At 24.9% G+C, this 25,819-nt stretch carries 23 protein-coding genes; 22 read left to right on the top strand and 1 reads right to left on the bottom strand.

All coding sequences use genetic code 4. The features are described 5' to 3' along the window. Nucleotides 1–9: 9 nt before the first annotated feature. Genes SDIMI_RS02560 through SDIMI_RS02550 form a run of 3 tightly spaced genes read left to right on the top strand, consistent with a single transcriptional unit; the run spans nt 10 to nt 1,718 of the window. On the top strand, nt 10–840 hold the full coding sequence (locus SDIMI_RS02560) for a MurR/RpiR family transcriptional regulator (RefSeq protein ID WP_020836436.1): 831 nt from the start codon (nt 10–12) through the stop codon (nt 838–840). 10 nt (nt 841–850) lie between these two features. After that, nucleotides 851–1,405 carry a hypothetical protein gene (locus SDIMI_RS02555; protein ID WP_020836435.1) on the top strand — a complete coding sequence of 185 codons (555 nt, stop codon included), beginning with the start codon at nt 851–853 and terminating at the stop codon, nt 1,403–1,405. A 1-nt stretch (nt 1,406) separates the two neighbouring features. After that, nucleotides 1,407–1,718, top strand: a complete 312-nt coding sequence (locus tag SDIMI_RS02550; protein ID WP_020836434.1) for a PTS sugar transporter subunit IIA — start codon at nt 1,407–1,409, stop codon at nt 1,716–1,718. Between the two features lie 109 nt (nt 1,719–1,827). On the opposite strand, the gene SDIMI_RS02545 is transcribed toward SDIMI_RS02550, so the two are convergent. Beyond that, nucleotides 1,828–2,664, bottom strand: a complete 837-nt coding sequence (locus SDIMI_RS02545) for an SDR family oxidoreductase (RefSeq protein WP_020836433.1) — start codon at nt 2,662–2,664, stop codon at nt 1,828–1,830. 637 nt (nt 2,665–3,301) lie between these two features. Between SDIMI_RS02545 and SDIMI_RS04465 the strand changes: the two genes are divergently transcribed. The 19 genes from SDIMI_RS04465 to SDIMI_RS02455 all read left to right on the top strand — a co-directional run bounded on the left by SDIMI_RS04465 (nt 3,302) and on the right by SDIMI_RS02455 (nt 25,812). Continuing rightward, on the top strand, nt 3,302–4,975 hold the full coding sequence (locus SDIMI_RS04465) for a PTS transporter subunit EIIC (protein ID WP_020836432.1): 1,674 nt from the start codon (nt 3,302–3,304) through the stop codon (nt 4,973–4,975). Nucleotides 4,976–5,015: 40 nt separating this feature from the next. Beyond that, on the top strand, nt 5,016–5,714 hold the full coding sequence (locus tag SDIMI_RS02535; protein WP_020836431.1) for a GntR family transcriptional regulator: 699 nt from the start codon (nt 5,016–5,018) through the stop codon (nt 5,712–5,714). A 27-nt stretch (nt 5,715–5,741) separates the two neighbouring features. Continuing rightward, nucleotides 5,742–7,577 (top strand): PTS transporter subunit EIIC, encoded by a 1,836-nt coding sequence (locus tag SDIMI_RS02530; protein ID WP_020836430.1) that lies wholly within the window; start codon nt 5,742–5,744, stop codon nt 7,575–7,577. Between the two features lie 26 nt (nt 7,578–7,603). Further along, the gene (locus tag SDIMI_RS02525; protein ID WP_020836429.1) at nt 7,604–9,055 is read left to right on the top strand and encodes a glycoside hydrolase family 32 protein; all 1,452 of its coding nucleotides are present in this window, start codon (nt 7,604–7,606) and stop codon (nt 9,053–9,055) included. Between the two features lie 4 nt (nt 9,056–9,059). Next, nucleotides 9,060–9,974, top strand: a complete 915-nt coding sequence (locus SDIMI_RS02520) for a carbohydrate kinase family protein (protein ID WP_020836428.1) — start codon at nt 9,060–9,062, stop codon at nt 9,972–9,974. A 56-nt stretch (nt 9,975–10,030) separates the two neighbouring features. Next, entirely contained in the window at nt 10,031–10,510 is a 480-nt protein-coding gene (locus tag SDIMI_RS02515) for a GNAT family N-acetyltransferase (RefSeq protein ID WP_020836427.1), read from the top strand. Between the two features lie 44 nt (nt 10,511–10,554). Next, the gene (locus SDIMI_RS02510) at nt 10,555–11,307 is read left to right on the top strand and encodes a hypothetical protein (protein WP_020836426.1); all 753 of its coding nucleotides are present in this window, start codon (nt 10,555–10,557) and stop codon (nt 11,305–11,307) included. Nucleotides 11,308–11,381: 74 nt separating this feature from the next. After that, nucleotides 11,382–13,031, top strand: coding sequence for a PTS transporter subunit EIIB (locus tag SDIMI_RS02505; protein ID WP_020836425.1), 1,650 nt, complete (start codon nt 11,382–11,384; stop codon nt 13,029–13,031). Nucleotide 13,032: 1 nt separating this feature from the next. Then, entirely contained in the window at nt 13,033–14,472 is a 1,440-nt protein-coding gene (locus tag SDIMI_RS02500) for a glycoside hydrolase family 1 protein (protein WP_020836424.1), read from the top strand. 169 nt (nt 14,473–14,641) lie between these two features. Next, nucleotides 14,642–16,765, top strand: a complete 2,124-nt coding sequence (locus SDIMI_RS02495; protein ID WP_020836423.1) for an anaerobic ribonucleoside triphosphate reductase — start codon at nt 14,642–14,644, stop codon at nt 16,763–16,765. Next, entirely contained in the window at nt 16,765–17,265 is a 501-nt protein-coding gene (nrdG, locus tag SDIMI_RS02490) for an anaerobic ribonucleoside-triphosphate reductase activating protein (RefSeq protein ID WP_020836422.1), read from the top strand. Before SDIMI_RS02495 ends, nrdG begins: the two co-directional genes overlap by 1 nt. 150 nt (nt 17,266–17,415) lie before the next feature. Then, nucleotides 17,416–17,541, top strand: a complete 126-nt coding sequence (locus tag SDIMI_RS04715) for a hypothetical protein (protein WP_020836421.1) — start codon at nt 17,416–17,418, stop codon at nt 17,539–17,541. After that, entirely contained in the window at nt 17,519–18,100 is a 582-nt protein-coding gene (locus SDIMI_RS02485) for a hypothetical protein (RefSeq protein ID WP_020836420.1), read from the top strand. The genes SDIMI_RS04715 and SDIMI_RS02485 overlap by 23 nt, the downstream gene beginning before the upstream one ends. Further along, the gene (locus SDIMI_RS02480; RefSeq protein WP_020836419.1) at nt 18,064–18,267 is read left to right on the top strand and encodes a hypothetical protein; all 204 of its coding nucleotides are present in this window, start codon (nt 18,064–18,066) and stop codon (nt 18,265–18,267) included. Before SDIMI_RS02485 ends, SDIMI_RS02480 begins: the two co-directional genes overlap by 37 nt. A gap of 156 nt (nt 18,268–18,423) precedes the next feature. After that, a complete protein-coding gene (locus tag SDIMI_RS02475; protein ID WP_020836418.1) occupies nt 18,424–18,774 on the top strand; it encodes a hypothetical protein in 351 nt (116 codons plus the stop codon). Nucleotides 18,775–19,097: 323 nt separating this feature from the next. Continuing rightward, nucleotides 19,098–20,327, top strand: a complete 1,230-nt coding sequence (locus tag SDIMI_RS02470; protein ID WP_020836416.1) for a serine hydroxymethyltransferase — start codon at nt 19,098–19,100, stop codon at nt 20,325–20,327. A 101-nt stretch (nt 20,328–20,428) separates the two neighbouring features. After that, on the top strand, nt 20,429–23,320 hold the full coding sequence (locus SDIMI_RS02465; RefSeq protein WP_020836415.1) for a cation-translocating P-type ATPase: 2,892 nt from the start codon (nt 20,429–20,431) through the stop codon (nt 23,318–23,320). A gap of 432 nt (nt 23,321–23,752) precedes the next feature. Continuing rightward, nucleotides 23,753–24,685, top strand: a complete 933-nt coding sequence (locus tag SDIMI_RS02460) for a hypothetical protein (RefSeq protein ID WP_020836414.1) — start codon at nt 23,753–23,755, stop codon at nt 24,683–24,685. Then, nucleotides 24,685–25,812 (top strand): SGNH/GDSL hydrolase family protein, encoded by a 1,128-nt coding sequence (locus tag SDIMI_RS02455; RefSeq protein ID WP_020836413.1) that lies wholly within the window; start codon nt 24,685–24,687, stop codon nt 25,810–25,812. Before SDIMI_RS02460 ends, SDIMI_RS02455 begins: the two co-directional genes overlap by 1 nt. Nucleotides 25,813–25,819: the final 7 nt, after the last annotated feature.

Raw genomic sequence — 25,819 nt, 5'->3', positions numbered from 1 at the left:
GGGAAAATTATGTCAAATGTAATTGTAAAATTAAAAAAGATTAGAAATAGTGATGAAACTAATAAGAATATTGTTGAATTTATAATTAATAATCTAGAAAAAATGGATACTATTGACATAAGAGAGTTTGCAAAAAACATTAATTATTCAACTAGTGGAGTTACAAGATTTATTAGAAAATTAGGATATTCATCTTTTGCTGAATTTAAATATGAAATTAAAAATTATAAGAAAAGTGCTATTTTCAATGACCAAGATCAAGATGTTAAGTATGAAAGCTTAAGTTTATTAATAGAAAAAGAAATGACATATATAAATGAAATATTAGAAAAAAATTATTCTATATTATCTAATAATAATAAAATTTATGAAGTTACAGATAAAATAAATTTAGCAAATAAAATTTTTATATTTGCTTTAGGTGGTACATTTACTGTTGCATACGATTTCTCATTAAAACTACAAAGATTGGGATTTAATGCAATTGCAGTTAATGATTCTATAATTCAACAAACTTTATTAAGTGTAAATTCTAGAAAAGATGAAATGTCGCTTTTTATAATATTTTCTATATCTGGTGAAACAAAGGAATTAGTAACTTTAGCTGAAAAAATAAAAGAAAAACAGCAATTTCTAATTTCATTAACGGGAATTGAAAAAAATAGAATAAAAGAATTATCTGATTTAAATTTATCTGTGTTTAATAATGATAAAAATTTCAAATCTTTAATAAGGGGAAATAGAATTCCATTTATATTTTTAATAGATATTTTAATTCAAATTTTAATTGAAAAAAATAACGTGGAAAATTATAAGTCAGTTTTAATTACTGCAAAATAAGTGAGGTAGAATGAATAAAATAAGTGAAAGAGAAGTTTGTCAAAAAACATTTTTAAATAAGAAGTCGTTATATTGATGACTTTCAATACTACTAATATTAGTTTTATTTTCCTTAACTGCTGTAATTACTTGAGGTTATGGATTTAAAGGTTTTTTATATATCGAATATAAAAATAAGACTGATATTTATTATAAACAAATAGTTTTAAATGTTGAACAAAAAGATTCTTGTTCTGGCATAGAAAAAGAAACTAATAATTTTAAAAGTCAATGTATAAATATGAAAGAAGAAATAATAAATTACTATGATTCTCAGGCAGGAAATGATTTAGTTATAAAATATATAAGTATTTATACAATAGAATCAATTTCCTCTAAAAATCACATGATATTTTCAGTTACAAATACTTTTTTTGAAGATATTAGATATAAAAATGAAGAAGATAAAAGTGAAGCACTTATGAAAACAATCTTTTTCATATATAGTAAAGAAGACAATGAATGAAAATTAGATGATCTTCTTTTTAAAAATAAACATATAGAAAAAATAGGAGATTATCAATAATATGAATGAAAAAATTATAAATGTTAGTATGGAATTAATAGCAACATCAGGAAATGCAAAAAGCTTAGGACTAAGTGCAATCAATATGGCAAAAGAAGGGGACTTTGAAAAGTCAAAAGAAACTCTTAAAGAAGCAAAATTGGAATTAAATAAAGTACATAAAATTCATGCTGAACTTATTTCTGATGAAGCTGGTGGAGAAAAATTAGATATATCATTGCTTTTTATCCATTCACAAGATCATTTGACAAGTGCTATAATTATTTTAGATTTAGCAGAACATTTAATTAATTTATATAGTTTAAATAATTAAAAAACACAATTTACTTGTGTTTTTTAATTTAAGTTTTGAATAAAACAATACAATAAAAATAAATTGATCAATTTTAAATATAAAAAATCACGATTTAAATCGTGATTTTTTATTGTACATGTAAGTTTGTAGCTTCTTGTTGTAACTCTTCCATATCTTTTCTGATTTTAGCAATTTTGTCTTCTGCTTTCTTATAAGCATCTCTACCTGTAAAAATATGAAGTGGTGGTTTTGAATCCTTATAAGTTAAATCAATTATAAAATCACAGTATTTTTCTGGATCACCATCTTGTTGTTTATTAAACTTAGATAGACCTTGGAAAAATTCATCTCTATTTTTTTTATAATCAGTTATTTTGTCTTCTCCAGTTACCATTGAAGTTGACTCTAGGAAATTAGTTCTAAATCCACCAGGTTTAATACAACTTATTCCAATTTTTAAACCTTCAAGTTCATGACTTAAAGCTTCACTTCAACCATCTGTTGCAAATTTAACTGCAGCATAAGTTGATGTATATGGATCTCCAACATAACCTCAAACTGAAGCTGTTGTAAAAATATGTCCATATTGTTGTTTTCTCATATATGGTAAAGCACTACGAGTAGCATTTAATGTACCATAGAAGTTAACTTCGAAACATTTTCTAATTTCTTCATCTGAAGATTCTTCAAATGTTCATAATTGTCCATAACCTGCGTTGTTTAATAAGATATCAATTGACCCAAATTTATCAACACATTGTTTCATAGCATCATCCAATTGTTTTTGATCAGACAAGTCTATTTTAATTGCTAATAAACAATCATTTTCCCCAATTTCTTCTACTATTTTTTCAGGACTTCTGCTTGTAGCAACAACACAATGTCCTTTTTCAAGTAATTTTTTAACAAATAATAAACCAAAACCTTGGCTAGCACCTGTTATGAATCACACTTTGTTTTTCATAAAATAAATTCACCCCTTAACTTTATTATTATATAACTTAAAAAGAAGAATTATTTTATTTTTTACTAAATATAAATGTTAGTGTACTAATCATAATAGGAGAAGATTAGCACCTCTTAATCATAAAAAAAAAAAAAAAAAGCAAAGAGAAATCTCATATTTAAAAATGTTTTAGTATCTCTAAAATATAATAATAATCATTTAACAACTTAAAAGTAGAATATTTTTTCAACTTATATGTTTATAAACTAAAAAATTTGAAAGAATATTTTTAGGGAGAGATTTCAATTTCTTCCGCAAAAAAAATATAAGTTTAATTTAAAAGTAACATTTTTTAGAATTACAGCATAAAGGTACAATATAAACAATTTTTTGATCTCTATTGGAATATTGCCTAGTCATACTGCTATGTAAAATTTTTACCTATTTGAAAAGATGTCCTCTAAAAAATACTTTTATTTAAAATTATGCTCAAAACCAATATTACTCCATGATATTGGTTTAGTATGTCTTATAAATTCTCAATTGATTAAATCCCTAGAAATAGGGGTTTTTATTTTATTTAAAAACTTATAATCATAGGTCTATTACTTTAATGTTTTAAACTAAATAATTAAAGTGATATACAGGAGGAAATATGGCAAAAAAGTATTTTTATGACGACGCCTCTTTAATGCTGGAATTAATTGGTGGTAAAGAAAACATCAAAGAAATTCAACATTGTGCAACAAGATTAAGATTCATCCTAAATGATGATGAAAAATTTGATCTTGAAAAAGTAAAGAAGCATCCTTTATTTAAAGGATATAAAAAACAAGAAACTCAACATCAAATTATTATTGGAGCAGGAATAGTTGATAAGCTTTTTAATCAAATGAAAATTATTATGAACGAATCTTCAACTGAAGGAAATATAGACATTGAAAATAAAGAACCATTATGAAGAAAAGATGTATCATTTAAATCAAATGTTTTTATGATTTCAAAAAGAGGAATGAACTCATTTGCTTCAATATTTGTTCCGTTAATTCCTATTTTTATTGCTGGTGGTATGTCACTTGCATTAAAATCATTAATTGGAACTTTTGCACCAACATCTGGATTTACAAAATTATTAGATATTATTGGAGGAGCAATTTTAGGATCATTGCCAGCATTTGTAGGTTACAGTGCAGCTAAAAAATGAGGAGGTAATCCTTATCTAGGAATGGCAATGGGATTGGTTTTAATTTCACCAGGATTATTAAATAGTTATGCAACAAATACTCCAGTTTTACTAGGTTTTGATTTAAATACAGATTCAAACATAATTGAAGAAGCCAGAAAATTGGCATTTGAAAATTGATTAAAAAATAATGGTTTAGAACCTCCAATTAACAATTATGATGAAATGTTAAATAAAACTGTTGGAGTTTATTATCAAATATTTGGAAATGTAGCAGGGGGATTTTTCAAAATTAAGTTGATTGGATATCAAGCACAAATAATACCAGTTTTAATGGTATTGGCAATATCTGTTAATTTAGAAAAACTGTTTAAAAAAATTACTCCTAATGTTATTGCAATTATTGTAGTTCCATTAGGAACAGTATTATTATCTTCATGATTAGCGTTTTGAATAATTGGACCATTAGGACAAATTATTGGAAAAGGAATATCAATTGGACTTGCTGCAATGTTTAAATATACTAATTGAAACTTTATTGGTTTTGGTGGAATGATATTTGCATTCTTTTATCCTTTCCTTGTTATTACAGGATTGCATCAAGGATTTTTACCAATTGAAACTCAATTATTGGTGGATACTCAATTAAAATATGGACATTCCTCATCATTTATTACACCAGTTGCTTGTGTATCAAATATTGCTCAGGGAACTGCAGCACTTGTGTTTATATTCTTTTGTAAAAAAGATAAAGAACAGATTACAAAAGGAACTTCAAGTGCAATTGGTGGCTTTACAGGTATTACAGAACCTGCAATGTTTGGAATAAATCTTCAAATTAAACCATTATTTATAGCAGCTGCTATTGGAAGTGGAATTGCAGGATGATGATTGGGAATGACACATACTGTTGCAAATTCACTTGGAAGTGCTAGTTGAATAGGTTTAGTTCAATTTGATTGAACGGTAAATCAAACAAAAGAATATTTACAAGGTGAAAATATTAATTCAATACTTCAAAATATTCCAATGGGAGCTCATATTTCAATTGCTATGTTTATTTCAACAATAGCAACAGCTGGAATGTCAACAGTTCTTTTAAAAACTAAATGAGGTAAAAAATCTTTAGAAAACTATTTAAACTAGTTTAAAACTCAGTATAATAGTGTTGTAAGGAATTTTAAAAATGGATAAGAAATGGGAAATTGTTTTTGATTATTTAATGTATTTAATAAGAGAAAATAAAGTATTACCAGGAGAAATTTTACCAAGTCAGAATATGTTAAAAACAAAGTTTAAATATTCTGAACAACCAATTAGAATAGCGTTTAATAAGTTGATTGAATTAAAAATTGTTAAATCAGTTAATGGAAAAGGCTTTGTTGTACAAGATAAACTTTCAAATAATCTATTATTTAGTTTTAGAGAATTATTTCCAGGATCAAAAAATGAGTACTATGATTTAATTGAAGTTACTTGTGATAAAAATATTTCTCAATTAACAGGATTCCAAGAAGGTATTAAACTATTTCATTTTAAATGTCTTAGAAAGACAAAAGAAAATGAAAATATTCTTTATCAAGAAAGTTATATATCAAAAAGTAAATTTAAAAATCTCACTATTGATCAATTAAACCAAAATGGTTTAATGTTATTTATTGAGCAAAACTCAAATATAATAGTAAGTCACTCTTCAAAAAATATTTCTTTTACAGAAGAGGAACAAAATTTTGAACTATTAAAGCATTTTCAAAATTTAAATTTCAAGTCATTTATTTTAGACTCTGGAAGAGTCTATGATATCTTTGGAGAAATTATAGAGTTTAGAAAAAGTTGATATAATCCAAAGTTTTTCGAATGAACTTTTATTGAGTGAAGAAAATAAAATTAATTATAGAAAAGGTACTTAACAATGAAAAAAACAAATTATGCACAAGAAGCAAAAAGATTTGTTGATGCAGTTGGTGGAAAAGAAAATATTGAATCATATTTACACTGTGTTACAAGATTACGTTTTAATGTAATTGACAAAGAAAAAGTAAATATTGATGAAATTAAAGCTTCTCCAATTGCTAAGGGAACAAATTGAACTCAAAATCAATTACAAATTATTTTAGGAACTGGTGTTGTTGAAGCAGCTTATGCAGAAGTTCAAAAACTACTAGAAGTAAATATCACTTCAAAGGATTCAAATGAATCTTCAAAATCAGATTCATTTGAGGACTTTAAATTAAAGGCAAAAGCAAATAAAGATGCACTAAGAAATAGTGGTGGGAAATTTGCTTGATTACAAATGAGCATGAAAACATTGGGAGATATATTCTTACCAATTATTCCTGCTATTGTTGCAGCAGGTCTTGCAATGGGTGTTGCTGCTTTATTTAAGAATATTTTTAATTATGATTCATCATCATTATTAGGAATTATTATTGATATTGTAACTAAAACAGCTTTTAGTTCATTGTCAGTATTAGTTTGTTGATCTACAGTTAAAAGATTTGGTGGAAACCCAGTACTTGGGATTATTATTGGATTAATGTTAATAAGTCCATTATTACCAGATAAAGGAGCAATTTCTGCTTGAGAAGCACAAAGTAAATTCGTAGAAAATTGAGCAAAAAATCCTATAGAAGGACTAACTGCCAAAGAATTTTGAATTTCTAAAGGCTTAAATTGAATGGAAGAAGGAGTTACACCTATTAAATTGTGAATAATTCCAATTACAGGTTATCAAGGATCTGTATTGCCAGCACTAATAATTGGTATTGGTGTTGCATATTTAGAAAAATGAATTAAATTATGAATGCCAAAATCTGTAAATATTATTTTTACTCCATTCTTAACAATTTTAATTTCATTATTAGCTGCTTTATTTGTTTTAGGGCCAATCTTATTATTAGTTGAAGAGGGAGTATTAATTGGTACACAAGCAATTCTTTCTATTCCATTTGGATTTGGAACAGGATTAATTGCAGGAATTTTACAAGCTATTGTAATTACAGGTTGTCATCAAGTATTACAAGGTTTAGAAATGCAACTTGTAATTAAAGGAAATATTCCAAACGAAGCTGGAATAATGACTGGATCAATATTTAATGCAATTTGAACAGCTTCAATTATTTCACAAGGTGGAGCTGCAATGGCAGTTGCTTTAAAAGCAAAATCAAAACAAGAAAGAAACTTGGGAATGTCTTCTGCAGTTTCAACTATGTTTGGTATTACAGAACCTGCAATATTTGGAGTTAACTTACCTAAAGTTAAACCATTTATCTTTGCTTCAATTGGAGGATTCATTGGAGGATTTGTAGCTGGTTTATTAAATGTTACTTGTAGTGGTATGGGAGTAACAGTACTTCCAGGACTATTATTATATTCAGATAGTATTAGAAACTTATTATTAATTATTTTAGTTAATGGTGTAGCATTTGGATCTGCATTTGCTCTTACATTCTTCTTTTATTGAGAAGCTGGAAAAAAAGTTACTGAAAAACAATTAGCAAATTTCTCAACTAAATTAACTAATGCTGAAATTGATTTAAAGAAACTTAAAAAAGAAGTTGACTTAAAAGATAAAGAAGATAAAGTAAAAAAATCAGAACAAAAAATTAAAAAATTAAAAGAAAAAGAAATTAAGTTAAAAGAAGATAAAATAAAATATGAAAAATATCTTGAAGAAGTAAAAATTTCAAAAGAAAATGATAAAGTTGAAAAACAAAAAGCTAAAGAAGAAAAGAAAAAAAATAAATAATAGTAATCAAAATGGAGAACAATAAAATGAAGTGAGAAAAATATAGTTTAATAAATGAAAGTCACTTAGAGTTGTTCGAACAGTATCACGAAAAAAAGGAAAGTGATTGATATAACAATCAATTTCATTTGTCAAGTTATTCTGGTTCAACAAATGATCCAAACGGTTTAGTATATTACAAAGGACAATATTTTGTATTCATGCAAAGTTGTCCTTTTAGCATAGAACACTACAATAAATCATGAGCTCTATACACAACTGTTGATTTCATAAATTATACATATGAAGGATTAACTTTAATTCCTTCAAATGAATATGATAAGAATGGTGTTTTTTCAGGTAGTGCAAGAGTAAATTCAAAAGGTGAAATGGAAATTTATTATACAGGAAATGTTAAGTTTAATGATGTTGATAGAACAAGTTATACATTAAAAGCGTTAATTGATTTAAGAGAAAAAGTTATTACAAAAGAATTTTTATTTGAATGTGATTTAGAAAAATATACAGGACATTTTAGAGACCCAGTTGTTTTTGAAAAAGAAAATAAATTATTTATGTTAAATGGAGCACAGACTTTAAACAAAGAAGGTGTTCTAAATGTTTATGAGTTTGATGGAAACAATTGAAATTGAAAAAAAGATATTATTGTTGATAAAGGTGATGAACAAAATTCATACATGGTTGAATGTCCAAATTATTTTGTTTTAGATGGAAAAGAATTTATTTTTGCTTGTCTTGAACAAGACACACCTTTGAGTGAAGGAAGTCACTTTGTTAAATATCGAGAAGTAGAAGTAGACAATGATGCTAACTTTAAATTTAAAACTCAATTAAGAAAAATTGATTTAGGTTTTGATTTTTATGCACCACAAATATTTTCAAATACACAAGATAGAATAATTATGTTAGGATGATTAGGAAATTCAAAATCAAGTCCGTTTCCAAAAGAGTTAACTACTTGAAGTAATCACTTAACAATTCCAAGAGAATTATTTGTAAAGAACGATTCTCTGTATCAATTACCAATTAAAGAATTAGAAAATTTAAGATTAAATGAAATTAATTATCAAGAAAATGTTTTTAATTATGAAAATGGTTTAGTTGAAATTATTTCAAATGATATTTCAAATAATAATTTTGAAATTAAATTACAAAGTGAAAATAAGAATATTATTTTAAAAAATCAAAATAATATTTTCTGAATTGATAGAACAAATATGGATTACAATGATGAAATAAATTTACCTTCATTAATTAATTTAGGTAATTTAAAAATTAATAATATTAGAATTTTAATTGATAGAAGTTGTTTAGAAATTTTTATTAATGATGGTCAACATGCAATTTCGTTGAGATTCTTTATAAAAGATCATAATAAAATTTCAACTGATTTAAAAAATGTCAAAGTAATTCAACTTGATTCAAATAAATATATTTGAAACAATATTATGTTTAAAAATAAGTTAAAGGAAAATTAATATTATGAAAAAAATAGTTTCAATAGGTGAAGTATTAATGGATGTGTATTCAGCTGAAGGAGAAGTTAAAGCTGAAGTAGGTGGAGCAAGTTTCAATGTTGCTTGTTCAATTGCTGCATTAAAAAATAATGAAAGTTATTTTATGGGTAGTTTAGGAAGTGATAACTACAAAAATGAAATTAATACATTTATAAATAAATTTGATATTAAAAAAGATTTTATTCAAAATTCTAATTTACCAACAACAATTGCAAAGGTTACATTAGATGAAAACAAAGAAAGATTTTTTGAATTTATTAGAAACAGTGATGCAGATTTTGATCTATCAAAATTTTCACAAGATGAATTAAAAGAAATTAATTTTATACACTTTGGAAGTGCAACAGGATTTTTAGAAGGAGATTTAAAAAAATCTTATCTGGAATTATTTAAATTTTCAAAGACTAATAATATTAAATTTTGTTTTGATCCAAACTTTAGAGATAAACTTTGAGTAACTGAAAATGAAATAGATGAATTTAAAAATCATTGTAAAGATTTTTTACAATCAGCTGATTTAATTAAATTAAGTGATGAAGAATTAATTTTACTTACAAATATTAAAGATGAGCAAGAGGCATTAAAAGTTCTAATGAATGAAAATTCAAAAAGTTTAATTTGTATTACTCGTGGAAGTAAAGATACAATGTGTGGATGAAATAATGAAATTATTTTTGTTCCAACAATTAAATGTGAAGAACTTGTTGATACAACAGGTGCAGGTGATGCATTTATATCAAGTTTAATAAATGAATTTGTTACAGAAAATATTGATCAAAATTCAAGTAAAGAAAAAATAATTGAAATAGTTTCTAAATCAAATAAATTTGCAAATAGAGCAGTTAGATATTTGGGAGCTTTATCATTTTTAGAAAATTAAAATAGAGTTTAGTAAACTCTATTTTTTATATATAATTTTTAAAAAGGAAATATAAAATGATTGAAACAAAAAGATTAATTCTAAGAAGAATACAAATTGAAGATGCTAAAGATATTTTTGAATATTCATCAGATTTAGAAAATACAAAGTATGTAGATTTTATAACTCATAAATCTTTGGATGAGACTAAAGAAATAATAACAAAAATTTTTATAGATGATTTTGAAGGTAAGTATGGAATTGTTCTTAAAGAAAATAATAAACTTATTGGTATTATAGAAGCAAGATTAAAAGAAAATTTAGTAGATCTTGGATGAATTATAAACAAAAATTATTGAAATAAAGGTTACTGCACTGAAGCTGCAAAAGAAATAATTGAATTATATAGACAGAAATTTAATATAAATATATTTACAGCGTCATTTAAAGAGGGTAATGAATCATCAAGAAAAGTTATGGAAAAGTTAGGTTTTACTTATAAGAATGAATCATTTAATAAAAACAATATTAAAGTAAAAAATTATATTTTAGTTTAATACTTTATTTGTATAATTAAAATGAAAGAAAAGAGTAATTAAAAATGAAGTCTATTTACACTAGAATTGATAATTTGGGAAAAGAAAATAGAAATACAGTATTTAAAATAATATCAAAAAAAATATTAGATGATTTTTCAAATGGTATTTTTTTAAGTCAAGAAGATTTAGCATTTAGTTGTCATTGTTCAAAAGCAACAATAACATCATTTTCAAAAGCTGCACTTGTAAGTGGTTATAGAGAATTACAAATACGTTTAAAAATTGAATTTGAAAATAATTTTATATTAAAGGTATCTAATAATACTATGAATGAAAAACAAGTATTATTTGATGAAAAAAATAAGATATTAAATAAATGAATAGATGAGGTTGGAACTTCACTATGCAAATTCTTTAAAGAATTAAAAAATAATAAAATATTTATTTTTTCTTCGTATCAAACAGAATATTCTACAATCTTTTTAGAAGATGTACTTTTAAAAAATAATATTGATAATAAGTTTATTAAAATAGAAAGAGATATTTTAAGTATTACAAATATTGATATAAATCAAAATAATTTCTTATTTATTTTTTCAGGAAGAGATAATAATATTCTTAAAAAAGTTTTTGAACATGTAATAAAATATACAAATAATATAGCTATTATTGCTTCATTAAATTGAAAAGACTATTTATCAGGTAATAAAAATAATGTCTATTATTTTGACAATGAGAATTTTGAAAAAACATTTATTGATAGAAACTTTGAGTTAATACATCTTTGAAAATATATTGATTTTTTAATGAACTAGTTTAATCTTTTTAAACTAGTTCATTTTACTTTAAATACATAATAAGGTAGTAGAAAATACTATTGGAGGTATTTATGAAGTACGGAATAGAGGATGTTAAAAAAATTACTTCCTTAGTTGGAGGCGTGGAAAATATTGAAAAAGTATATCATTGTATGACACGTCTACGTTTAATACTAAGGGATAAAAATTTATTTAAAGCAGATGAAATAAAGAAATTAGACTTTGTTTCAGGTGTAATTTTATCTAGTGGAGAATATCAAATTATAATTGGACCAACTGTTAATAAATTTTATGAATTATTTTGTAAAGAAAATGGTTTAAATAGTTTACCAAAATTGGATATAAATGAGGATAAAGAATTAAATATGAAAGTTCAAAGGAAATCATTTTTAACTTTTATATCACAGGTTTTTGCACCATTATTAATTATTCTTATAGCAATTGGTTTATGAGAGATGATAAGAATGCCAATATTTTTATTATCAAATAGTTTAGATAAAGAATGATTAAATGAATGAAATGATTTAAATCAAACAATATCTAGAGGAATGACATACTTTGTTGTTATAGGTGTAGCATGATCAACATTTAAAGTCATGGGTGGTAAAGAAATATATGGATTAGTAATTGGTGTTATATTATGTAATCCATTACTTACAGCTCTAATGGATTTGGAAATAAAAGAAGGACAAACAATTTTAGAAGCAATGCCAAGCTGAGGTATTTTTGGAGATCTTAGATATCCATGAAAAATATCATTTGAAGGAATGGTTATACCAATGGTTATAGTTGCTGTAATGGGGGTTCATATTCAAAGACTAATGCAAAAAGTTAATCTTGGAAGTTTTAGAATGTTAGTTGAACCAGTTACAGTAATATTATTAACTAGTTTAATTTCAATTCTTACAATTGCACCTTTAGGGTTATTGTTTACAAGTTATTTATCTTTAGCATTTAACTTTTTAATGACACATAATATAACTAAATATATTTTCACACCAGTAATTGGAGCTTTATATTCTCCAATGGTTATATTTGGTTTACACAGAACAATAACACCTATTATTATGCAAGATATTGCACAATATCAAGGAAGTTTAATATTAGGTTTATTAATATTTTCAAATGTATCAACAGCTATTGCAACATTTACATTTGGTTTCAGATATAAAAATTGTAAAAAAATAAGACAAATAGCATATTCAAATGCTACATCAGGATTAATTGCAGGTGTAACTGAACCATGTATTTATTCTGTTGGAATAAAATATGTATATCCAATGATTGGAGCAATTATTGGAACATACTTTGGATGTCTGTTATATACAGCTGCAGGAGTATGAACATCAGCTGCTCCATTTGGTATTCTTGGAGTGATAGGTTTTGCAATAAAAGCACCCGAGTCATTGGGAATTCAAACTTGAATTGGTGGTAATATGCTTTGAGGATTATTCAGTATGATTACAACAATATCTATAAGCTGTATTGCAACATTACTTTTATCTAAAATTAAATTTTTTGAACAAAGAACATTAAAATTATTAAAAGATGAATACGATTTTGATGTTAATAAAATTAATGAACAGGTTTTATTATTGAAAACTAAATATAAAGAAGATTTGAATCAGTTTTCAAATAAAAAATCAAAAGAAGATATCTATAATAAAAAAATATTAAAAGAAGAATATAAAAAAAATATTAAAGTATTAAGAGGAGCATAAAATGAAAAAAATTAGCAAAGACCTATTGTTAGGTTGTTCAATTTCAGCAAATCAAGCTGAAGGATCTTGAAACATTGATGGAAAAGGTTTATCAATTGCAGAATTGAGAAGATATAATCCAAACTTAGACAGAAAAGATATTAATACAGAAAGAAAAATGACAAAAGAAAAACTTGAAGAAGCATTAAAAGATGATGGTACTTATATCTATCCAAAAAAATTTGGAGTTGATTTCTATAATAGATATAAAGAGGATATAAAATTAATTGCTGATATGAAAAATAATTGTTTTAGAACTTCAATTGCATGAACAAGAATTTTTCCTAATGGTGATGAAAAGGAACCAAATCAAAAAGGTTTAGAATTTTATGATAACTTAATTGATGAATTAATTAAAAATAAAATTGAACCTATAATTACAATTTCTCATTACGAGATGCCATTTAATCTAGTTGAGAAATATGGTGGTTGAAAGAATCCAATTTTAATTGATTTCTATTTAAATTTTGCAAGAACTGTTCTGGAAAGATATAAAGATAAAGTTAAGTATTGAATTCCATTTAATGAAATAAATGCAGCAAATTATAGTGTATGAGCTGGAGCAGGACTCAGAGATGATGAACATCCACAAATTTTAGGTCTTTCAATGGTTGCATTAAATAACATTTTTATTGCAAATGCAAAAACAATAAAAATGGGAAGAGAAATAAGTAAGAGCTTTCAATTTGGATCAATGGTTGCAACTCTTTTAAATTATTCTGAAAATTCTAATCCAGAATTAGTTTTAAAAACTGAAAGAGATCAACAATTAAAAATTTATTCTTTCTTTGATGTATTACATAGAGGAGAATATTCAAAATTTTCTTTAAATCTATTAAATAAATTTGGTATTAAATTAAATATCTCAGAAGATGATAAAAAGATTTTAAAAGAAAATACATGTGACTTTGTTGGATTTAGTTATTACATGAGCGGTGTTGTAAATGATTTAGAATCAGAATTAACAGAAGGAAATCTAGCAAAAACAGGAAAAAATAGTTTTTTACAAGAAAACGAATGAGGATGACAAATTGATCCAGTAGGTTTAAGAATTTTAATGAATAGACTTTATGATAGATATCAAAAACCATTATTCATTTTAGAAAATGGAATAGGTTTTGATGAGAAATTAATTGATGGACAAATAAATGATGACTATAGAATTGATTACATTAAAAATCATTTATTGCAAATTCAAAATGCTATAGATGATGGAGTAGAATGTATTGGATATACAGCTTGAAGTTTAATGGATATTATTTCTCATGGAACAAGTGAAATGACAAAACGTTATGGATTTATCTATGTTGATCAGGATAATTATGGTAATGGTTCAAAAACAAGAATACCAAAAAAATCATATGAATGATTTAAAAATGTATGTGAAAATAGAGAAATTTAATTTCAAAAAAAGACTTTATAGTCTTTTTTTATTTTTATTTTACAATTCTATAAACTTTTTATATTTTTGTATATTCTTGATTTTTTAAAAAAATTTGAGAATATAAGTTCACAACTTAAAAGATACAATAAATATTCAATTAAGTTACTAAAGAGAAAGAGGAAATAATATGAATAATAAAAAATTAAATTCTGATAAAATTTTAAAAGATTTTAATCAAGCTATATCAATAAGTAATAATGATGTTAAAAATGAAAATGCTAATATGAATGGTAACACTCCAAGTGGAAAAATGATGAAGTTTGCATCAATTACTTCAAAAGAATATGCTTTAGAAAATTTACTTAAACCATTTCATGCAGAACTTCATAATAAATCTTTAATTCATATACATGATTTAGATTATTACCCAACTAAATCAGCAACTTGTGTACAATATAATATTCAAGAGATATTTTCAAATGGTTTTAGAACTAGAAATGGTTTAATTAGAGAACCTCAATCAATTCAAGTATATGCTGAATTGGCAGCAATTGTTTTTCAAACTGCTCAAAATGAAATGCATGGAGGGCAATCAATACCAGCCTTTGATTATTTTATGGCACCAGGAGTAAATAAAAGTTTTAGAAAAGCTTTAATAAAAAATTTGAAGAACTTTTTTATTTTTTCAGAAATAGAATTTAACGAAGATCAATTAAATAAAATAAAATTGGATGAAGAAATTAAATTTAAATCAATTAATAAAAGTAAATTGGAAGTTTATTTAACTAATATAAAATTAACTGATAATGATTTTGAAAAAATATTTAATATAACAAATAAAGATGTTATTCAAGAAACAGATCAAGCAATGAAAGGCTTTATTTATAATTTAAATACACAACATTCAAGGGGTGGCAATCAAGTAGTTTTTTCTTCAATAAATATTGGAACAGATACATCAAAAGAAGGAAGACAAGTTACAAAATCTCTTTTAAAAGCATTACAAGAAGGTTTGGGAAATGGTGAAACTTCAATATTCCCAATTGTAATTTTTAAAGTTAAAACTGGAATTAATTTTGATGAAAATGATTATAAAAAAGCAATGAATATGAATCAAGAAGACTGATTTAACGATAATAATATTTGAAATGCAAAAAATTTTGATTTATTTTTAAATTCTATTAGAACAACTAGTTTAAGACTATTTCCAAACTTTATGTTTTTGGATCAGGAATATAATACTCATGAATTATGAAAAGAGAATAGTAAAAATTCTTGATACTATGAACCTGCTACAATGGGGTGTAGAACGAGAGTTTTTGAAAATATAAATGGTGATAAAACATCAATAGGTAGAGGTAATTTAAGTTTTACATCATTAAATTTACCTTACATAGCTTTAGAATTATTAAAAGAAGAAAATAAAATTATTAATAATGAAATTGATTTTAATTCAATTAATAAAAAAGAAATAAAAGATAAATATTTAGAAAAAGTGAAATTTTATTCTCAAGAAGTTTGTGATCAACTTTTAGAAAGATTTAATTATCAATCTACTGCACTTGCAAAAGAGTTTCCTTTTTTAATGATGAACAATATTTTAACTGGAGGAAAAGATTTAGAACCACAAGAATTTGTAAAAGAAGTATTTAAACAAGGAACATTAACAATTGGATTTGTTGGTTTAGCAGAAGCATTAAAAGCTTTATTAAATTTTCATCATGGAGAAAATGATGAAGCTCAGAACTTTGGATTAGAAATATTGAAAGTTATTAATGAAGTTGCTTTAGAATGAAAACAAAAAACTCATTTAAACTTTGGAGTAATTGCAACTCCAGCAGAATCTGTTGCAGGTAGAATGATGATTATTACTAAAAAACATTTTGGAGAAATTAATGAAATTACAAGCAGAGAATATTTTACAAACTCAAACCATATTCCTGTTTATTACAATATTAGTGCTATAAATAAAATTAAAAAGGAAGCTGCTTATCATAGTTTAACTTTAGCTGGAAGTATAAGTTATATTGAACTTGATGGTGAAGCTAAAAAAAATTTACATGCTGTACTTTCTATTATCAATGCAATGAGAGTATATGGAATTAATTATGGAAGCTTAAATCATCCAGTGGATAGATGTAAAGAATGTAATTATACTTCTTTAATCCCATTTAAATGTCAAATGTGTGGAAATGAAAATATTTCAAGAACAAGAAGGATTACTGGTTATTTAGTTGGTGATTTAGATGGTTGAAATAAAGGAAAGCAAGCTGAAGAAGCAGAAAGAGTAAAACATAAAATTAATAATTAATGAAAATATTAAAAATCTTTAAAGAAACAATAAGTGATGGTCCTGGATTGAGATATTCAATTTACATTGCTGGTTGTTTACATGCTTGCAAGGGTTGTCATAATATGATTAGTTGAAGTTTTAAAATTGGAAAAGATTTTAATGATCAATATGAAAAAGAAATTATTGATGAAATAAAAGCTAACCCATTATTGAATGGAATAACATTTAGTGGTGGAGATCCAATGTTTAGTGCAATTGAATTAATTCCATTTGTTAAGAAATTAAAAAAAGAAACGGGATTAAATATATGACTATACACTGGCTTTACTATTGAAGAATTAATAGATAAAAAAAATAATATTGATGACAAGCAATCAGCAATGTATATACTTTTAACACTTGTGGATACTTTAGTTGATGGCAGATTTGTAAAAGAATTATATGATCCAAATATTTTATATAGAGGAAGTTCAAATCAAAGAATTATTGATTTAAAGCAATATTTTAACTTAATTTAACTATAAATTTAATAAATAAAAACTTATTTATCTTTATAAGGTAATAAAGCACTGGTACAGATCTAGTTCTTTATTTTTATATATATTATTTCAACTAGTACTTTGTACTAGTTTTTTTATTCCTGATTACAAAAGAAAAGGAGAATAAAAATGAAAATAAAGAAAATGGTTACATTTTTTCCAGGGGATTTTCATAAAGAAGATGATCCTAATGGTAATTATATTTCTGGAGATAATAAATTAAGAAATGTAGTTGAAATTAAAAAAAATAGATAAAAATTATTCTCTTGTTGGAGTATTTAAATCTAAAAAAATAGAAAATAGAGGATGAAAAATTCAAAGTACAAGAAAAATAAAAGATAGATATTATCAAAACTTAAATAAAATAGATATTTATGTTGTAAATAATAAAAGATTAAGACAAACAATTGGTTCAGTTACAATTAAAGATTCTAAAATTTTAAAATATTCAATTTATCCAATGATCAGCAAATCAAGAAAGATATTTATCAAATTGATCCAAACAGGAGAAATTTATAAATTAACTGATTTTGAGAGAAAACATTGAGAATTATATAATCAATTTTCAGATATTGAAAATAAAAGAAATTATAATCCTTTATGAATTAGCAATAAATTAGATTTAAGAAGAAAAAAAATAAAAGAATATTCAAAAGATATTGATGAACTAATTTCAAATATTGAAAAAATAACTGATAAATCAAAATTTGCTATAAACAAAATTAATGTTTTAAATTCAAAAGCATTTTTAAGTAAAGAAGATGAAGTTTTAAAAATATGTATGTTGAACAAACTAGGGAAACTGAAGAATTAAAAATTGAATTAAAACAAAAACAAGTAGAGTTAAGAACATTAAATTTTGAAATAAAAGATGCTGAAGAAAAAATAAAAACATTAGAAGATGAAATGGAACAATTAAAAATGATTTTTAAACATAAAGATACTATCATTTCAAGTAGAAATATGGAAAAAAGATGATAAAAACCTAAATGAAATAGAATAATCTATGCTATAATTCAATTAAGGTAATAAAGCACTGGTACAGATCTAGTTCTTTATTTTTACATATAAAATTTCAACTAGTACTTTGTACTAGTTTTTTTTATTCCTGATTACAAAAGAAAAGGAGAAAAAAATATGGAAAAATTAGATTTAATCTATTTTAAATTTATAAGTAATTTAAGTAACAATTTAGAAAATTCAACAAGAGATGCAGGAGAAGAAATTCCTGATTTAACACCATTAGTGAATTATTTTTTAGGTTATGGTGGAGCATTGCTCACTGGCCTAATGGGATTATTAACATTATTTTTCATTTTTAATGTTGTTAAAATTAGAATCAGAATTTCAAAGTGTTCTGCAGATGGAGATTATGAAGGTAGAAGTCAAGCATTAAGAGAAATAATCTGACAAATTGTTGGTGCATTGTGTTGCTTTTTTGCTGGAGTTGGTGCTGGAATACTAACAGGTATTTTTATGTCTAAATAAAAATAAATGAAAACAGTCAACAAAAATATTAAAAAAAAAAAAAAAAAGAAAAGGAGGAATAAAACATGGGATTTATAAAAGATTATATTTTAAGAGCAATATTAATTGCAATTTGAACAGTTTTAATTCAAGGACCATTAGTTTTAATATTAGTAAGAGTTCAAAATTAGAGTTTAAAGAATTAATATTGGCAAATAAACAAAGATAATATTTTAAAATCTCCTTTATTTAATTGAGGAGATTTTTTTATTTAATTATTAAAAAATAATCTTATTAATTCTAGTAATATTGTATTAAGAAACAATAAAAAAGGGGTTATGAAAATGGAAATGAATAAAATAATAGAAAAATCATTAAAAAATGAACTTAAACGTCAACAAAATCACATAGAATTAATTGCTTCAGAAAACTATGTATCAGAAGCAGTATTAAAATTAAATGGATCAGTTTTAACAAATAAGTATGCAGAAGGTTATCCTGGAAAAAGATATTATGGAGGATGTAAATACGTTGATGAAATAGAATCATATGGTATTGAACTTGCAAAACAAATTTTTAAAGCAGATCATGCAAATATTCAACCACATTCAGGAAGTCAAGCAAATGAAGCAGCTTATAGAGTTTTAATTCAACCGGGTGATACAGTATTATCAATGAGTTTAGATGCTGGAGGTCATTTAACTCATGGATATCCAATTAATTTTTCTGGACAACTATATAACTTTGTATTTTACAAAGTTAATAAAGAAACAGAAGAATTGGATTTTGAAGAAATTGAAGCACTTGCTTTAGAACATAAACCAAAATTAATATTGGCAGGAGCAAGTAGTTATACAAAAATAATAGATTTTAAAAGATTCAAAGAAATAGCAGATAAAATAGGAGCTTATTTCATGGTTGACATGGCTCATATTGCAGGACTTGTAGCTGGGGGAGTTCATCCAAATCCTTGTGAATATGCTGATGTTGTAACAACAACAACTCATAAAACTTTAAGAGGTGCACGTGGTGGATTGGTTTTATGTAAAGAACAATTTGCAAAAAAATTAGATTCAACAGTATTTCCAGGAGTTCAAGGTGGTCCATTAGAAAACCAAATTGCAGGAAAAACTCAAGCACTTTATGAAGCAACTACTTTAGAATTTAAAGAATATGCAAAGCAAATAATATTAAATGCTCAACAATTAGCTAATTCATTAAAAGAAAATGGACTTAGACTAATTGCAAATGGTACAGAAAATCATACTGTAATTGTTGAAGTAAAAGATTCAATTGGGCTTACAGGAAAGCAAGCAGAAGAAGTACTAGAATCGATAGGAATAATATCAAATAAAAATATGATTCCATTTGATAGTGAAAAACCAGTACATACTTCTGGAATAAGACTTGGAACTCCAGCAATGACCACAAGAGGATTTAAAGAAACAGAATTTAAAATTGTTGCAGATATTATTGCAAAAGCTTTAAAAAATCAAAGTGAAGATAACTTAAATGACTTAAGAAAACAAGTAAGTGATCTATGTGATAAATTTCCAATTTATACTAATTTATAATAAAAAGTACTTTTTTAAAGTACTTTTTATTTATTAAATCTATTATCATTTATTATTTTTTTGTTATAATTTTTTTATATAAAAGAAGAAATGGGAAAAATATGGACGAACATCTTTTAAGTTCTGAAACAGAGCTCGAAAATAATTTAGAAACAAATTTAAAAGAAGGTTTAACAAATCAAGAAGTTGAAGTTAAACAAGAAAAATTTGGTAAAAATGAATTACCTCAAGGAAAGGTTACTCCTTGATACATAATATTTTTAAAAACACTTGTAGAACCAATATTATTAGTTCTAATGGGAGCTGCAGTTATTTCAATAGTTGCTCCTATAATATCAAATAAAGGAAAAATTGAACTTTCAGAATTTATTGATGCAATAGTTATTTTTTCTATTGTTTTAATTGATGCTATTTTAGAAACAGTTCAAACTATTAAAGCAAGAAAATCAATGGATGCTTTAAAGTCTCTTTCTAAACCAAAAGCTGTAGTAATTAGAAACGATATGCAACAAGAAATTGATGCATCAGAATTAGTTCCAGGTGATATTGTTGTTTTAGAAGCAGGAAAATATGTTCCAGCTGAATTAAGAATTATTGAATCAAGTGATTTAACAATTGATGAATCAATTCTTACAGGTGAATCATTACCTGTTGAAAAAACTCATTTACCTTTAAAAGAAATAACAACAATTTTAGCTGAAATGAAAAATGTTGCATTTATGTCAACATTTACTACTTCAGGAAGAGCAATTGGTGTTGTTACTAAAATTGGTGAAAATACTGAAATTGGTAAAATTGCAAAATCAATTAATGAAAATGAAGAAGAATCAACTCCATTAGAAAAAAAACTAAATTCATTTACTTACTGAATTAGTGGATTGAGCTTTATTTTAGCTATCTTAATTTTTAGTACATTATTCTTTAGTGGAGATCAAAAAGCTTGAGCAAACTACTTAATGGTTGCAATTACTTTGGCAATTGGAGTTATTCCAGAATGTTTAGCTGCAGTTGTATCTATTACATTAAGTATAAGTACTAAAAAAATGGTAAAACAAAATGTTATTATAAAAAAACTACAAGCAGTTGAAACATTAGGAAATGTTAATTTTATTTGTACTGATAAAACAGGTACATTAACTCAAAACAAAATGACTGTTAAAAAAATGATTATGGACAATAAAATCATTACTTCAAAAGAATATGCCAAAGAAAAAAATGATAAGCATATGGATCTATTTTTAAAAGCATTAGTATTATGTAATGACTCAGTTACAGAAGGGAATGAAAGAATTGGAGATCCAACTGAATTAGCATTAGTTGACTATGCAGAAATTATTGGATATGACGAACAAGATTCACGTGATATTTGAAAAAGAATCGATGAAATGCCTTTTGATAGTGAAAGAAAAATGATGACAACAGTTAATACAATTGATGGAATTAACACTGCTTTTACAAAAGGAGCAATTGATCAATTGCTACAAAGATGTAGCAAAATCATGGTAGATAATGTTCTAAGAGATATAACTGAAGAAGATAAAAAACAATTACTTGAAATGTCTAATGAATTATCAAAAGACGCTTTAAGAGTACTTGCATTTGCATATCATTTAGATTATGACAAATTGACTGATAAAGATGATTTAGAACATGATTTAGTATTTTTAGGTGCAGTTGCTATGATTGACCCAGTTAGAGAAACTGCAGTTAATGCTGTTCAATTAGCACATGATGCTGGAATTGAAGTTGTAATGATTACAGGAGATCATGCTATAACTGCACTTGCTATTGCAAGAGATTTAGATTTAGCTCATTCTGAATATGAAGTAATGAGCAGTGAGGATTTAAACAGACTTGATGATAATCAATTATTAAGAGTAATTGAACAAATTAAAGTATTTGCAAGAGTTAACCCAGAACATAAAGTTAGAATTGTTGATGCTTTAAAACAAAAGGGAAATATTGTTTCAATGACAGGTGATGGAGTTAATGATGCTCCAAGTTTAAGTAAAGCTGATATTGGTGTTGCTATGGGTATTACAGGAACTGATGTTGCAAAACAAGCAAGTGATATTATATTAACTGATGATAACTTTGAAACTATTATTAAAGGTGTTAATGAAGGAAGAAATGTTTATCAAAAAATTAAAAGAGCAATTGCTTTTGTAATTGGAGTAAACTTAGCAAACGTACTTGCAATATTTATTCTTTCTGTAATTAATTCAGTTTCTCCTTTAGAAGCTACAAATATCTTATGAATGAACTTAATTGTTGAATCAATTATTGCTCTTTCAATGGGTATGGGTGCAAATGATCCAACTTTAATGAAAATAAAACCAATTAAAGGAAAAAACTCCTTGTTTAAGGGTTTAGGTTATACTTTTGTAAAAGTTATAATCTTTACAACAATTGCTTCAATTGGAGCATACTACTTTGGAATGATGTTTGTAACTAGTGATGATTTAATAAGAATTATTGGAAATGATTCATTTGGTTCAAATTGACATGCTGCACTAAGAAGTAAAGATTTAACAGTTGAACAAAAAATTGAAATAGGTGACTTTGGTAGAACTGCAATGTTTATAGCAATAACATGTGCACCTTGTTTCTATGCAAATTTCATTAAATTATCAAATTGAAAATCAGATAAAAAAATTAATTTAATTGTTAACAAACAATTATGATTAGCAAGTATGATGGCTATTTTATTAAATATTATTGTAGTTTTCATTCCAGGATTTAATGAAAAAATATTAAATCTTGCTTCAATTCAAAGTTATTCAATGAACAATTGATATTTAATTCCAGGAGCGTTAGGGATTTCAATTATTCCAGTAATGTTTATGTTATTAATGGATGGAATTACTTTTGGAGTGTATCATTATAGACCAGATCCTTGAAGAAGAAATAGAATTTTAACTCAAGAATTAGTTGAACTTGATATACAAAAAGAAAAACAAAAAAGAAAATCAAAGAAAAAAGTAAATCATTAGATTTACTTTTTTTATAAAATAATTTAGATTATATAAAATATTTTTATTAAAGAAAAAAAGTATTTTTAATTTAAAAACTCTTTTTAGTTAGAAAAAAATAAACCCCATAAATAAGTGTTTATTAATAAATAAATTTTCTAATAATTTTAAAAAGTAATTTTTTACTTTTTTTTTTTTTTTTTCAAAAAATTTAAGTAGTAAAAGAATCAATAAAATAGGTGTTACTTTTTTTATTAAGAGAGTAAGAATAAAAAAATGAGAAAAAGTCAAGCATTTAAAAAATTGTTAAGTAAAAAACAAAAGAGTATATTTTTTGTAAGCCTATGAATTTAGGTGAGAAAAAAATGATTATAAGTTTAAATTTAGTTTGCAAGCGAAAAAATATTTATAAATCATGAATAAAAAAATAGTAATGTAAAAGGAATTATACAGATGAAGCAAAAGATAAAAAATTTTCTTTATGAAAAAATAAAGCTAAAAATTATTATTTCTTCTATATTAGTTTCATTTCTATTTTTATTTAGTCTTCTTATGGTTACTCCTGGATTGGGATTAGAATCAAAGAAATTTATTAATAGTATTGAAAAACAAATAAAAGAAATTATGCCTCAAGGTAAATATGTTGTTGATGGCAATGACGTAACATATGAACAAGTTATGAACACAGCAATTAAAAGTGCTTATACAAGTGATGCAATATCAACTTTAAATTCTTATGAAGATGTCAATTATGCAATTAGTAAAGAAGCATATACAAACTTTTCAAATCAATGATTTGAAAATAGATGAGGCGATGACATAAAAAATCACAAGGACATTGATCTTTATGATTTAGGAATTGACTTAATTAAATTTGACCAGGCAGTTGCAACAAAATTTTTGAGTTTTGGATATGTGAATGCTGGAATACAATGAATGTTTAAGAGCAATGGACTAAATCAAATATTTTCTTCTAGCTTCTATCAAGATGCAAAAAGAAATCAAACAATAATTGATCAAGAAACTTATGATTCATATATGAGTTATGAAGGTCCGGGACTAAATGGAATAACTGTAAAAAAAGGATTAGGAACTTTACTTGTAAATAACAAAGTATGATTTCTAAATAGACAAATTGAAAATATAAAATTTGGTTTTAATATTATGGGACACAGTATTTTCAAAGACAAAAGTCAAAACGAAAATAATATGGCAAAATCAAAAGTTACATATGAAGATTTATCTTATCCATTTTTTACAAATACATTAACTGTTCTTAGAATTGGAATTGTATTATTCTTTATTTTTATAATATTGGTTTTACCAATATATATAACTTTTTTAAGTTTATGAATTTTAAATTCAAAGAAGGGAAAAAATAAATAATGAAAAAATTACTTATGACACTTTCTTCAATTGGATGTTTAACAATTTCAAGTTCAACTGTTGTTTCATGCATTCCAAAAAGTGCAGATATAAATTACGATTTTGATAAAAATATTGGAACACAATTTGACAGAAGAAATATTAAAGATACAAGCGATGATAAAAATAAACATAAAGGTTTTTCAAATTTTTTCACTCTTGGTGATTCATTAAGTGATCAAGGTGGAATACAAACTGTTGCAAAAGATAAATTAGGAATTGATTTAAAAATAACAGGCGAGTATGTTGGTGGATTCAGTAATGGATTAACTACAGCTGCTTTGCTAAATCAACATTTAGAATTTACAACTCAAGAATTTAAATCTTCAAATTTAATTCATAAAGCTGATATTGAAAAAGATAATGAAAAAGTTTGAGGAAAAAATTATTCAGTTGGAGGAGCAACAGCTTATGAAGTTACAGGGACTGCTGCTTTATTAATGGGAAATACAGGAATATATAAACAAGCACAAGCTCTTGTAGAACAACAAGTTATTCATGATGATGATTTGTTCTTAGTGGAAATTGGTGGAAACGATATGTTTTCTATGTTGGATAACATGGAAAATTCAAATAAAAGAGAAGAAATAATGGTGGACGCTTTATTAAATATTAAAAATGCTCTTTATACTTTATTGAATAATGGAGCTAAAAAAATAGTTTTCTTATCTCCTCCAGATATGACACTAATACCAAGATACAATAAAACATCAGCATCGTACAAAGAAAAAATAAAAACAATTGGTGATGATTTTAATTACGAAATTGCAAAATTAATAAATAAAGCAAATAAAGCTTATAACAATCAAATATTATATTTTGATCTGTATTCAAGATTTTCAGATATTCTAGAAGAATTTAAAAATGAAAATTCTAATGCAAATGTAATTGATGATCTTTGTAATTCTAAAATGCCAGATTTAAGTTCTGCTGATTTAAGTAATTTAGAAATTAGTGCAACTGTTAAATCTGTAAATGAAGGAAAACAAGATGATTTCTTTTTCATAGATTATGTTCATCCAACAAAAGTTGGTCATCAAACAGCTATGAAAATGATATTAAAAGAAATTGAAAACAAATGAAATTAAAGAGAGG

The organism is Spiroplasma diminutum CUAS-1, assembly GCF_000439455.1.
GTDB lineage: Bacteria > Bacillota_I > Bacilli_A > Mycoplasmatales > Mycoplasmataceae > Spiroplasma_A > Spiroplasma_A diminutum.
The sequence above is the reverse complement of the archived record's forward strand: the minus strand, read 5'-3'. Positions and strand labels throughout refer to the sequence as shown.